Origin of the sequence: uncultured Duncaniella sp. (assembly GCF_910578445.1) — a bacterium.
Lineage (GTDB): Bacteria > Bacteroidota > Bacteroidia > Bacteroidales > Muribaculaceae > Duncaniella.
This window is the reverse complement of sequence record NZ_CAJTQC010000001.1, coordinates 3,919-18,098: the sequence shown is the minus strand read 5'-3', so window position 1 is coordinate 18,098 and position 14,180 is coordinate 3,919. Positions and strand designations below refer to the sequence as shown.

General features: G+C 43.7%; 7 protein-coding genes. 1 reads left to right on the top strand and 6 read right to left on the bottom strand.

Translation table 11 applies throughout. The features are described from left to right. Nucleotides 1-214 precede the first annotated feature (214 nt). The 6 genes from QZ311_RS00065 to QZ311_RS00040 form a co-directional block, all read right to left on the bottom strand. Nucleotides 215-2,281: a DNA topoisomerase 3 gene (locus QZ311_RS00065; RefSeq protein WP_297062569.1), complete on the bottom strand. Its 2,067-nt coding sequence runs from the start codon at nucleotides 2,279-2,281 to the stop codon at nucleotides 215-217. Between the two features lie 3 nt (nucleotides 2,282-2,284). Then, a complete protein-coding gene (locus QZ311_RS00060) occupies nucleotides 2,285-2,692 on the bottom strand; it encodes a hypothetical protein (protein WP_297062567.1) in 408 nt (135 codons plus the stop codon). A 59-nt stretch (nucleotides 2,693-2,751) separates the two neighbouring features. Then, entirely contained in the window at nucleotides 2,752-3,249 is a 498-nt protein-coding gene (locus QZ311_RS00055) for a TlpA disulfide reductase family protein (RefSeq protein ID WP_297062565.1), read from the bottom strand. Between the two features lie 70 nt (nucleotides 3,250-3,319). Further along, nucleotides 3,320-5,599: a BamA/TamA family outer membrane protein gene (locus tag QZ311_RS00050; protein ID WP_297062563.1), complete on the bottom strand. Its 2,280-nt coding sequence runs from the start codon at nucleotides 5,597-5,599 to the stop codon at nucleotides 3,320-3,322. Nucleotides 5,600-5,639: 40 nt separating this feature from the next. Beyond that, entirely contained in the window at nucleotides 5,640-10,379 is a 4,740-nt protein-coding gene (locus tag QZ311_RS00045) for a translocation/assembly module TamB domain-containing protein (RefSeq protein WP_297062561.1), read from the bottom strand. A 392-nt stretch (nucleotides 10,380-10,771) separates the two neighbouring features. Continuing rightward, entirely contained in the window at nucleotides 10,772-11,812 is a 1,041-nt protein-coding gene (locus tag QZ311_RS00040; RefSeq protein ID WP_297062559.1) for a S8 family serine peptidase, read from the bottom strand. A 682-nt stretch (nucleotides 11,813-12,494) separates the two neighbouring features. On the opposite strand from QZ311_RS00040, the gene mnmE reads away from it, so the two are divergent. Next, nucleotides 12,495-14,021: a tRNA uridine-5-carboxymethylaminomethyl(34) synthesis GTPase MnmE gene (gene mnmE, locus QZ311_RS00035; RefSeq protein WP_297062558.1), complete on the top strand. Its 1,527-nt coding sequence runs from the start codon at nucleotides 12,495-12,497 to the stop codon at nucleotides 14,019-14,021. Nucleotides 14,022-14,180: the final 159 nt, after the last annotated feature.

Below are 14,180 nucleotides of genomic sequence, written 5' to 3'. Positions count from 1 at the left end.
AGAAATTTAAATTATATCTGCAAAGTTGTCCCATAATCGCGATTATGTTAAATAGTGCGCGGAGGGATATTCTGAGAATGCCCTATTCTGTGGCTCGGTCAACATTAATTGTCCAAGAAAAATTTGAGTGCTCTCTAACTATCATCCGTTGGATTTACGGTGACACCTGCGATAATATAATTGACGGCCGACATTAGCCGACCGCCAGATTGTATTATTTCTTTTTCAATATTTTTTTCAGTTTAGCCGGTGTGAGCGACTCGGGATAATCTGTGAAATTTAAGCGTAAAGAGCATCCTTCCCGGAAACGGCTACAGCCAAAAGCAGTCTTGCCTTTCAGGATGTGGCCTTTTCCACAAACAGGACATTCGACCTGTTCGAATTTTGTTGTGCGTGGAGCTCTTGGTTTTGGAGGTTTTACGGAACTTTCCTTTTTTAAATCTCCTGCGTCATCATCACCTTTATCAAGTCGTTTGGTTGTATTGTCAACAATAATTTTTGCTTTTGAATTATCACTCAGGACATTGATTACAATTTCATTAATCAGGGTCTTAAGCTCTTGAATGAAGTCAGATGCAGAATAATCGCCTCGTTCGATGCGCCGAAGTTTATTTTCCCATAAACCAGTGAGTTTTGCACTTTTAAGTAAATCTTCGTTTATGGTTGAAATCAGGTCAATTCCAGCTTGAGATGCCATGATTGACTTTCGATTTCTATAAATGTATTTTCGTTTGAACAGCGTCTCAATAATAGCAGCTCGTGTCGATGGACGTCCAATGCCATTTTCTTTCATAGCCTCGCGAAGTTCCTCATCCTCGACAGTCTTACCTGCTGATTCCATCGCTCTCAATAATGTACCTTCTGTATAGTATTTCGGAGGTTGAGTCGTCCGTTTCTGTAATGACGGTTCATGAGGGCCACTCTCCCCTACTGTAAAATCAGGTAAAATTCGGTCATCGGAATTTTCGTCATCTTTTGTATCGTCGTTTGACGGAGTATTATCATACACAATACGCCAACCCGCGTCTTCAATGACTTTTCCGGTTGCCTTGAAACCAGTTTTATCCACTTCTCCCAATACTGTTGTGCTCAGAAACTTACAGTCGGGATAGAACGCAGCAATAAACCGCAGGGCGATAAGATGGTATAACTGCCGTTCGTTTCCGACAAGCACCGATGGTGACTGGCCGGTGGGAATGATAGCATGGTGGTCTGTCACCTTTGTATTGTCAAACACCTTCTTGCTTTTCGGCAATTTATCGGCAAGTATAGCAGATGTCAATGTTGTATATGGAGTCATGTTCCGAAGTATCCCCGGAATTTTAGGATAAATATCCTCGGACAGATATGTGGTATCGACGCGTGGATAGGTTGTCACTTTCTTTTCATACAGCGACTGAATGAGCCTTAACGTCTCGTCTGCGGTCCAGCCCCATTTTTTATTACATTCAACCTGCAATGATGTGAGGTCGAAAAGCCGGGGAGGAGCTTCCCTACCCTTCTTTTTCTGCACATCCTTTATGACCATTGGATAAGCCTTTATCGCCTCAAGGGTGGTCTCAGCTTCTTCAGGCGATTTGAATCGGCCGGAAGTCGCATTGAACAGCGCCCCACGATATAGAGTCTTTAATTCCCAATAATCTTCAGGTTTAAAATTTTCGATTTCAAAATGACGCTGCACTATGAGTGCAAGAGTCGGAGTCTGAACCCGGCCAATCGACAAAACGTTGCCGGGCGAAGAGTATTTCAGCGAATAAAGACGAGTGGCATTCATTCCAAGAATCCAGTCGCCGATAGCTCGCGACAGACCTGCATGATAAAGATTGTCGAAATCAGATTCGGGCTGAAGACGAGCAAAGCCTTCGCGGATAGATTCGTCGGTCAAAGATGAAATCCAAAGTCTCTTTACCGGACAATTGACCGACGCTTTCTGCATCACCCATCGCTGAATGAGTTCTCCCTCCTGACCGGCATCACCGCAATTAATCACTTCATCAGCCTCTGAAATCAGACTTTCTATGACATGGAACTGTTTTTCAATCCCTTTGTCGGGGATGACCTTTATGCCGAAACGCGCCGGTATCATCGGAAGCACACCAAGTGCCCAACGTTTCCAACGCTCCTCGTAATCACCGGGTTCTTTAAGGGTGCAAAGATGTCCGAAGGTCCAGGTGACTTTATAATCCCCTCCTTCGAAATATCCGTCACGGCGCACGTCAGCGCCAAGTATCTGGGCAATGTCTTTGGCTACACTTGGTTTCTCGGTGATGCAGAGTTTCATTATTTATATTTTGTGGCTATCTTTTTTTGCGGTAGTGGTCGACTGTCCACGCGCAGTTGTGAACAGAAACTGCACTCCCGCATCAGGAGTCGTTGCTGGGAAATCGATTTCAATAGGTATCTGTCCATCATCCTCCCACTGGAAATAACGACGGAAGTCAATTCCATCAATGTCGGTTGACGTCAGTGCATTTCCAGCAGATAGATATTTCACTTCATCAATGCGGTGAGATGTATGGGGTCGTCCATGCACTTTGCCATAGACACGTGTCAAATCTTTACGATAGTCAATGCTATCGACGGAGAAAGTCAGTACACCATCAGATGTACAACTATAATTCCGGACTACTTTTGCCGACAAAGATGCACAGGCAAATGAACCTAAAATGACGAGTGACAAAAATCGTTTCATGATGAATGATGATGCAAATTTAGTGAGAAATATTAATTTGAGCAAACCTTAGAGGGGCATCAATGCTGTGAAAGGTATTTTTCAAGAGTGGTAACCGAAGGATTGACGGCAACAATTTTACCTTGGGGATCAATCAGATAGGATGAAAATCCGGAATCAAGACGGTAATTCTCGGACAGATTTCGGGCTTTCGCATCCGAAATGTGGAATTGTGTGGAAGAATCGAGATTATCCTTCTTCACTATCTCTTTGAAAAGCTCGGGATTTTCGTCAGTGTTGATTGATAGTAATGAGAATGAATCACCATTGTTTGCATGCAAAAAACGGTCATATTCCCCTGCTGCTATTCTTGAAACAGCATTTGATGAATCCCAGAAATTGACAAGGACGTATTTTCCTCTCAATTTATCAAGCGATACATTCACGGAATCATTTGCAAGCATCTCAATTTCCGGGGCGGTATAACCTTCATCTGCTTTTACGACTCTATCGGCATATGCCGCTACCAAAACTATCAGTATTATAAAAAATATTATGTAACTTAAGGCCTTTTTCATAAAAATGGGTTTGAACTGTCCATGTAATTAAGACAATTCAAACCCACAAAAAGTTCGGTCAGCAAACAGCTTAGAACGGATAGCCGATAGCAAGGTGGAATGCAAGTGATTTTTTGAATGACTCCATGTTATAGTACCCTCGTTTACCGGTGTCATAAGGAGCATGGATGCCGATTCCGAGATCACCACGAATGATGAGCATTGAAATATCAAATCGCAACCCTACCCCCGTGCCAAGCGCAAGATCTTTAAAGAAAGTGTTTGCTTTCAATTGACCACCGGGACGCTCAGGCTCGTTTTTAAGTGTCCATACATTTCCGGCATCAAGAAATACAGCACCGTGGAGCGGTCCGAGTATCGGAAAACGATATTCCGAATTTGCAATAAAGGTGAATGTGCCTGTCTGGTCGAAATAGCCGTTGACCTGATCGGCAGGTGCACGATATGAACCCGGGCCGATTGAACGCACGGTAAATGCTCTAACCGAGTTTGCACCACCGCAGTAGAATTGCTCACTGTAGGGGACCTGAGATGAATTACCATAAGCATAGGCAGCACCGACTCCGATGCGGTTTACTAACCAGTGGTCACCGAAAAGTCTTCTACCGTAAACAAATTGACCGTATCCTTTGACGAATTGCGAGAACGGAGTTTTGAATAATGATTTTTCTCCCTTCTTGCCACACAATTCGTATATTGACCAGAAGATATTTCCTGCTTCCTGAAGAGTGACCTGAAGATTGAATGTGTTGCGACGTGTCGCTCTATCGAAGACAAAACTATATGACATCTGGGGGATATATTGACTCTGAAAGCTCAGGGCGATTGCCGGATTGGCATTCATTATCGAGTCAAAGACCGGGGTTGTATGCTGGAGTTTATTGTAGGTGAGCTTAAACAGAGTGAAGGTGTTTGAGATATATTTTGACGACTGCCAGTCATAGGCAAGACCGGCGTTAAACTGGCTCAGTTTGAAATAGTGTGGCCGGTTGAGAAGATCTGCACCAAGCGAGATACGAGTCCAGTTGACATCTCGGCGGGTACGAGGAATAAATTTTGGAGCTAACAGGCGTGGAAATGCAAGTGAGGCATTCAAACCCACTTCATATGAGTTGAACACGGAACTTTTCTTACCCGATCCTGTCTGCCACTCATAGGCCCCCGTCAGTGAGAGATTGAGCAACTCTCCTCCACCGAACAGGTTTCGGTTTGTGAGGCCAAGTGAGACACCCGGTCCAAGATAAGAGTTGGATTTCGAAGATACATTAGCTTCGATTGACGCCTCAAGTGGACGGTCGAAAGTACATTCGATGGCCACATCAAGGAGGTTTTCGGCAGGATGTATCGTGTCGCGTGTAACAGTTATGTTTATATCATTGAAAATGCCCAGACGCGACAACCGACTTTGTGTATTGTTCATCTGACGGACCGAGAATGTACGTCCCTCCCGGAAAGCGATACATGACGGAATCAGTCCGTCACGCAAACGTGATGGCATATATCTGATAAGAGTTCCTTTTTTTGTCTCAATCGTGTCAGGCTCTCCTCCCCCACGGTTTCGATAGATATATGTAGTAATCTCACCTGTGCGGTAACGTGCGAGAGCTATGGCAGGAGTGTTGTCTGCAATGTCAAGTTTCAACGCAATACTTCCCGGATTAATCGTGCTGTCGGCAAGATATTGGATATATTCAGGACGGAAGTAATAATATCCGCGATTCCGGACCGCATTCGCGATTTCGACCCGCAATACAGACAATGAGTCTGTCGAATAACGAGAACCGACTTTAAAGTACTTTGATCTATTGGCCACAGAGTCAATCAAATGATAGAGATGGAGAGAATCAGGTAACAGGATAAGTGAATCCAGCAAATAGGGCCTGCCAGCCTCCACCTTATATAGAATGGAAGCTTTCTTCTTGTTGCGTTTCTGTACGAGTTCATAGGTCGATGTCCCTGAAAAATAGCCATTATTGTCAAGCAACTGATCGAGCATATGAACTCTGACTTCGGGTCGCACATCACTAACGAGAACAGGTGTTGTTGCAAGTTTTTCATATATCCAATGCTTCAGGCCTTTTGGCGGATTCGGCCAGTTATTGTAGACCCAAAGCCCAAGAGGGAAAGGATATCGGACCGATGCAGAGCCCAATAGCGAATTATTCGGTTTCACGGACACGGCTTCCGTCAGAGTCGATTTTACATCTGATGGGAATTTTTCATTTCCGGGTGTCACGACATCGACCCCTTTCAATCCTGTATACAGAATCTCATCCTTGCCAATGCGCCTTGTTGTCGAACATCCGGCAAGCAGCAAGCCTATTGCTAAATATATAATCAGTTTTCTCATAATTGATTCAGAGCATAGTTGTTGGTTGGATTATATCTGTTCAATTTTCACGACGTATACCGAATAGCTCCCACAATGTGTTAAGCTTTCGCTTAAGAACAAAACCGACACCTGTCTGCGTAATTTCACCTTCAAGTATACTTTCATAGCCTGTATGACGGAATATCTTTATATACATCGATCCTGACTTATTGAGCATATATTCAAACGAGATGTCATTGATCAGATTCTGCGAGAAATTCTCGTCGGCATCCGCATCGGTTGAATAATTTCCTCCGACAACAATTTTGAAACGGTCATTAAAGAATGTCTTGCTTACGCGGTAGCTATATGACGTAGTGGTCGATGTAGAACCGCCATACGTCTTATCATACTGATCTATGCCAAACGAAAGGTCCACGCCGCGGATATTGTTTGCCGCCCATGAGTTGAGTTGCGATGTCAGGAATGAATACAACTGATTTCCCGATAGATTTGCATTTCCCTTTGTCCCCGCTCCAGAATAGACATTGTAGAGCAACAGGTTCATTGCCTGATTGGCTCTCTGTTCGGCGGACATAGATACAAGTTCATTCTGGACGGTTATGTCGTCGTCAGTCGAGAGGTCAAATGCGACATTCATATTGTCAAGCGTATTGGTGACCGACAGTTTGACATTGAAATTAACCAATCGTGAATCCTGTCCGTCCTGAGTCACATTCGCTTTTATCACATCTACGGCCTGAATATTGAGTATCGGATTCATCATGTCACCATTGAAAGAGATGTATGACCCTTCGCGGAATGCAAAATTTTTCTCGCTCATAAAAGGAGGTGTATAACGAACAAAACCATTATTGATGTTTATACGACCAGTCATACGATCGCCATTGAGTTCTGACATAGTGAAGACAACGTTGCCAGATGGCTGTACCTGCACTTTGTTGCTGCCGTTGGCTGAAAGGTCAACGTTTATTACCGATCCTTCTTCAATCAAAAGACGGGCGTCAAGATTGATGGCCATAGGTGCGTTGGCTATAGAATCAGCCTTTGATACAGAGGTCGTGTCGTTGAACTGTACAAAATGGACCATATCTTCAGCCGACTGTGATGATAGTGCCTGTGAGGCCTCCGACAATACATATGTGACATTCGTTCCGGCAAGGACGCTTAAATCCGCATCAATATTCATACGGGTCATATCACCCTTGGCTTTTGCATTGACATCAAGGAAGGCTTTGCCATATATGTCCGCTCCGCCTCTTGCCCGCGAACTGTTGACAACTTCAATATTCTTTGCTTTTATCGAGAGGTCAAGCGCGGGATTAGCCAGATTACGTGCATTGATTGTGCCATTCAGATAGAGAGGATTGTCGTTGCAGCCTTTGATAGCAAAATCGTTAAACGAGACTATTCCGCTGTCAACAGGGATTTTCTCTTCTGAAAAAGCAAACTCCGTACCAAGCATTTTGACCTTTACCGCAGTTGTGTCAAAATCTATAAATCCGTTAAACACTGGATGTGACATTGTGCCGGTGATTTCCATCTCTCCGTTAAGCATTCCCGACAGATTTGCCATTCCCTCGGGGATAAACGGATTTGCTATCCTCAGTGGGAATTTAATCATTCGGAAATCGAGCATGAACGGATTCTCGGCAGTAGTGTCGTTGAGCACACCATGTGCGGTTATTGTCTTGACTGAATCAACCATCAGGCTCATGTCAGCCATCAGTTTTCCTCCAGGACTATTTGCAACATCTACCGTAAGATCGAAATCCCCGACCTTATCACGACCGTAGAACAAATCAAGAAGGCTAACATCACCCTTGCCAGTCAGAATGCCATCTTCATAGTGTATGCGCATATCTGCATTCAGATCGCCCTTAATCGGAGGGGCAAAGGGATTAATCGAGAGCCAATCCTGAAGCTCTACCTGAGAAATCTGTACAATCAAATCATCGTAGACCGGATGACCGTCTGTCGTGTGGGCAAGTGAATCGGTCGTCACAGGATGATCGGTAAAAATCTTGATAAAGCTTTTCTCGCCATGCAGAGAGAGCGACGCATCCATATGGCGTGCCGCAAGATTATAACTTATGAAATTATCCTTGTTTATTGTCCAAGGTTTGTAGGCGATTGTCGGCTTTGTGGGGACGAGTTTTACTGTAACGACACTGTCGACAAGCATCGCTGTCAGGCCGATATTGAACCCATTCTCTCCTTTAATATTTTGCTGTTTGAAATAAGCTGAAAAGCGATTTGAACCGACAAAACCATTGAGCACGACATGTGCGAAATCATCAAATGTCCCCGGGCGGTTATTGATGTCGGCTTTATAAACAAGATAAGACCCATGCTGGATGGCATTGAACGAAATGGTATCCAGACGCGTAGTTCCGGTCATAAATCCGTCGGCAAGCATGTTGATCCATAAAAGCGAATCATTGTGCAGTCCGGCTGTGAATCTATTAAACTCTATTTTTGAAGATTCACTCAGATATCTGGCTGCCACATTGTTCTTGCCCATGTTTAAAATCATATCAAAACGCGGGAAGGACTGATGAAGTCTGTCAACATCGACACGCATACTATCCATCTGAGCCGTCACCTCTTTCATCCCGGCTGTCAGACCATCCATGAAACTGAAAAGCGAATTATTGGAACTTAGCTTAAGATTCAGGTCTCCGTTGACGAGCCCACCGTTAAGAATTGAGTCAGAAGAAACAAGCGACAGATTGATAGGATGTGGCGAGATTATGTCGATCTCCGGAAGATTCCATGTGAGATTTGAGACATCCGCTGTGGCATCAATCGAGGATTCTGCGACATTATATTGGCCCGAGGTTGTCAAGTCAAGAGTACCGCGGTTTAGTGTCGTGGAAAGGCCAAGAGCCTGAAGGTTGACATTGCGTATATCAGCATCAAGATCCCACCGAACAGTATCGCCATCAATTTGCGCATCAAAGCGAGCCGAAGCATCGGCATCATGATTTGAGCTTTCGAGTAATCCTGAAGCATTTCCGTCATGGAGAGTGGTATTAAGGGCGATATTGCTATATGTAGCCTTATTGTAGACAATGCTTCCTACTTTTACGTCTGCATCAATATAGGTTGATTTGTTCATCGGGTTGTATCCTTTGCCGTCAACGGTGAGAGTCGCAGTGACTCTGCCGACACCGTATTCAGGGACAAAAGCATCAACAGGAAAATCATGAAGAGCAAGAGTTGCATTGTATGATTCGGCCTTTCCTACCCATCGGCCTGCACCTGCCAAATTACCGCCTCCTGTTTTCAAGACAACATCACCTGACACTTTCTGAGGATAATAGTCGATAGACCCGTTGATAGAAAGAGCCGGAACAGTCTTAATCGGAAGGAATGCAAATTGTTTGTCTGTAATAGTCGACATATTTCCTTCAATGTTGAGCTGTCCGCCAATTTTATCAGGGGCAAAAGGATTGCTGATCTCTCCTTCAAGTGAGACATGGGCCAGAGTCGGCATGCGTAAATCAATAGTGTAGACATTGAGTAATGCCGGTGTCCCTTCAATATCTGCCGAAAGTGAAATCGGAGTAAGAGGCTTGAGCATGGTTCTCATATCGGGAAAAGCCATAGCGATTTCGTCAGGTTCAATCCGGCCTGATGCTTTCAATCCTAATGGCAGTGAGGGATCTTCAATGAGATTGCCAAGCCCCATTTCGGCGTTGACAAGGAGTGATGATTTCAAGGTTTCGATTGAGAAATCACGGGCAGACATTTTTTTACTGTCCATTTCAAAAAGGCCGTCGGCATGAAGCATCAGTCCGCAGCGTTCATTTGCCGATAGATTTTTCAGGGGCACACGTATCGCTGTCCCCTTGTTGAAAAATGAATCGACTTCTATGTTTACGTCACTGACTTCGATATAAGACGGATCAAAGCCCTTGGTCGGGCTGACGCCTTTTTGAGCATAAAGCCCCTTGCGGGCTGTCAGCCGAAGCGAATCGGCTGTAATTGTCCATAAATCAGTATCGGCTGTGGCAGTGACACTATCGGTGTCTGTAGCAGTTGAAGCCCCATTGTCAAGTAGCGGATAGATGTAGGCGGCCGTTACACTGTCAACCTGTAGACTTCTGCCATAAATCCGTTTTGTAGCCATGTCGAATTGGCCGTTGCGAAGTTCCATTCGGTCAACCAGACAGCCAAGACTATCTATAATCGACACCATCGACATCTCGTAGGCGAGATTGGAGACAGTGATTCGTTCTGCGTTTACAGCCCATGGAGTAGCCTGTGTCGTGTCGACAGGTGTCGTAGTCGAATCGTTAAGCATACGCAATCTGACCCTTACACCGTCAATATCGACAGTTGACAGATCTATGTGGCCACTTTTGAGATTGATTTCACTTCCGTTTATGTCGGCATGATTGATGTCTGCCCTAAGCCACATGATGGAATCATTGTTGCCAAGCTGATAGAACGCGCTGTCGAGTTCTGCTCCACTCACTTCAATCTCGCCCTTGAAAAGAGGCATGAGTTTTACATCTACAGCCAGACGCGCAGAGGTCAGCATTGTGTCTCCGTTGGCCATTATGACACTTGCATCGTCAACTTTAAGTTTCAACGGAAATCCAAGACGTAATTTCCCTATTCCGATTTTCATCCCGGTCGACTTGCTTACCTGTTGTGTGGCTATCCTTACTGCAACATCTTGAACGGCCGGGATATATAGCAGAACCGGTATTGCAATCAATAACAATACGAGACCAAGAAGCGCCCACAGGAATGCTTTAAGTAGCTTTTTACCAATGTTACGGCTCAATGCACATTAAATTTAAAAGGTTATACCAAGTGATGAATTTATGCAGAAACCGCTGTGTAATACATTAAAAAGTATCTGCATCTACAATAGTATTAACCACAAAGGTAGTACATTTGTTCTGAATAGCCGTAAATCTTAAAGGCTGTTTCAAAATTCTTGTTAATTTCGAGCCGTGAATATATGCGCACCGACAATAATCGGGCTATATTTTCTATGCCTGCTTCGGCGGTGGTGAAAGGCTTTGCGTGAAAGTTTTGAACTAAACTGACTTGTCACAGTTATTTTGCTATCTCAATCAGTTGTGCCAAAAACAGTCATAGATAATTATGAGTCTGTGACTACTGATAATCCGGCTATGAGAATGCCGGTAATAACTATCAGTTCTAAGCTCGTTAGTATAATGGTAACGACATCCGCGAAGTCTGAGGCACACCGTAACCGATCTCATTATTGGGTGCGTGATAATTGAGACCTGATGTGTTCAGTATGTTGATTAATTCTTTTCGGCTCATCCGTTTGTGTTCCAATAAGGTTGCACATAACCCGGCTATGGCCGGGGCCGAAAATGAAGTCCCTCTGCGAGGTGGTTGTACATAAGCACATACGTCCGGCTTTATGTAATCCGTTCCCTCCCAGCCTATGCTACTATATCCGGCACGGGTTAGGCCGTCTTTTTCTACCGCTCCTACCGATATGACTTCCCGGACATCAGCAGGGAAATTTTCATAACGCCATGACTTGTTTCCTTTATTTCCCATGCTCTGTATGAAAATTAAATCTGGATTTGTCTGAAGAACACTGTCAACGAAACAGGATATGCGAGACGAATGTCCGTCAAGCATCTGAACGGAATATCCATCATAATCGTCGAAAATTGTGTAACCACATGAAGATGTTATGATATCCACCTCATTAGCCAACAGCCAACGTATTGCGTCCATCATACGGACTTCTTCCATGCGTGGCTCTGCATTCATTTCATCTATTTCTGCTAAATAGTAAGTTGCATTCCATGCCAGTCCTTTTATGGTATCTTGCGAGAGGCTACCACCTATACAAGCGCAGGAATAGGCTCCGTGGTCACTCTCTTTACCAGATTTTTCAGAAAAGAATCCCAATGTATCACCACTCACAAAGTTGGCATAAGCCGCTATTTTTAAATTTTGTGTCCATGAACGCTGACGCAATCCTCCAAATCCAGCATCTAATACGCCAATTTTAATTCCACGTCCACTCAGATTCAATGAATCATATGTCGAGTCAACCATCATGGCAGGCACAGCAGTATAAACCCGTTGCCCAATGCAGGTATAGTGTTCTGGTGGATTTTTGAAGTCACTGCGGGTGGTGAAATAGCCTATTATAAAAAAGATGACTAAAGCAATCAAAAAGATGCAGCAAATAAATTTGATTACTTTTTTAATTATTCTCATTTTCAGATATTTATTTTAGTAGATATCAAAAAATTGAAATTATGATGTCAAACATTTAATTTTCAATTTATTACACTTGCAAACATCTAAGAATCAGCAATCTAAAATAATATTATACCGACTTTTCTCCATGGAAAATTACTAATTCCAAAGACTCGGTCAAAGTTAACCAAATCTTCCCAATTGTGCAAGAGCATTTTGGCAACACAATGAATCTGGCAGAACGACGACTACAACAATCTGAACCGCCTCCATGGATTTATCTATAAACTCCGCAAATACCTGTCGAAATCCACAGGAATAGAGCTGTTAAATGTCAGAGGTATCGGCTACAAGTTGGCAATAAAAAGTATGGTGAAATAACAATATCCTAAACGCGGATTATACAGAAAATGTAATTGCTATTTTCTGAGTATTTCTAAATTCGTAACACCGACTTGCACCGGGAGGTGAAGCCTTTGAGAACCACCGACACGTTCATATTCGAAGAATTTTATAATGAACGTACTGGCGATTTATTTATGTCTGCAATATTAATATATTAAACTAATCTTCAATGATTTCGGCGTTTTTTAACGAATCATTGTTATAGTACAAATTAAGTGTAATTATATATTAATTAGACATACTAAATTTCAATCAGTTAACCCATATATCGTAAAAATTGTGTAAATTTGCAAGCATGTACCAGCAATTTGATTCAGACACTATATGCGCCATCTCCACTCCATCCGGAGTGGGAGGCATTGCCGTAGTCCGCGTAAGCGGATCTGACGCCTTCAATATCGTAGACACAATCTGGCGTGGCCGCAGATTAACCGAGGCCACAAGTCATACGGCACATCTTGGAGATATCATCGACCCGGAAAATCAGGAAGAACCTCTTGACACGGCTTTAGCCACAGTATTCCGTGCCCCACGCTCGTTCACAGGAGAAAATGTCGTTGAAATCTCAGTCCACGGTTCAAGATGGATTCAACGCGAGCTATTAAATCTATTGATACGCCAAGGATGCCGCATGGCTGAAGCCGGAGAATTCACACGACGAGCGTTTGCCAACGGACGTCTGGACCTTGCACAGGCCGAAGCCGTTGCCGATGTGATAGCAGCTTCGTCGCGTAGTGCCCACCGGCTTGCGGCATCACAGATGAGAGGTGATTTTTCGAAACACATTTCCGAATTGCGTGATCAGCTTGTTGAAATAGCTTCGCTACTTGAACTCGAACTTGATTTTTCCGAAGAAGACGTTGAATTCGCATCACGTTCGCATCTAAAGAATCTTGCGGAACTACTGCTTGCAAAAATATCTACGCTCGTATCATCGTTTTCCACAGGGTCGGCTCTTAAAGATGGCGTACCGGTTGCAATCATAGGTGAACCTAACGCCGGAAAATCCACTCTTCTCAATGTGCTCCTCGCTGACAATCGTGCAATTGTCAGCGATATTCCGGGTACTACACGTGACACAATCGAGGACACGATGGAGATTGACGGTGTGCTGTACAGGTTCATTGACACTGCTGGAATACGAGAAACAACTGATGCGGTTGAGAATCTCGGAATCGAACGGTCTTTCTCTGCTATTTCCAAAGCACGCATTGTCGTATGGCTTGTAACTCCCGACATGTCACCGGAACGGTTTATTGATTTCAGAAAATCAATTTCTACTCATCTGACAGATGGTGCGAAACTGATTATTGCCGTCAATAAAATAGACACATTAGTGGCTACGGACGGACACAATTCAAGTCTGGCTGAGAATGAATTAACACGCAACGGTTTGATTGATGAAAAACATATCAACGACAATTCTGCCGATAAAATAAGCAATGAGGACTTCAGTAACGTAAATGCGCTACTTGCCAAGTTTGCAGAATCGATTGATTCCACCGAGACTCCCCTACTCCATATCTCAGCATCTACCGGCCAAAATATTCCAACATTATTAAATCAGCTTTACAAATATTCCGGGGCAGATGAAAGTGAAAATGCTGATTTGATAGTGACTAATGCACGCCACTACGAAGCCCTGACCCACGCCAAGTCGTCATTGATACGTGTGATTGATGGCATAAATATCAATTTATCCGGTGATTTCATCGCTCAAGACCTCCGCGAAACAATCCACCACCTCTCCTCCATAACCGGCTCAATCACCACAGAAGACCTTCTTAAAACTATATTTGAAAAATTCTGCATCGGCAAGTAACTAATTGACTATCAATGCGTTATATTGATAGTAATTGACTGTTACTGAACGATAAAACTTAACTCTTACAAGAACGCCTAATGCTGATAACTGTCAGTGTTAGGCGTTTTTATGCACTATTTTGTACGGATTTTGTACGACAGCGACTCATTTCACCCC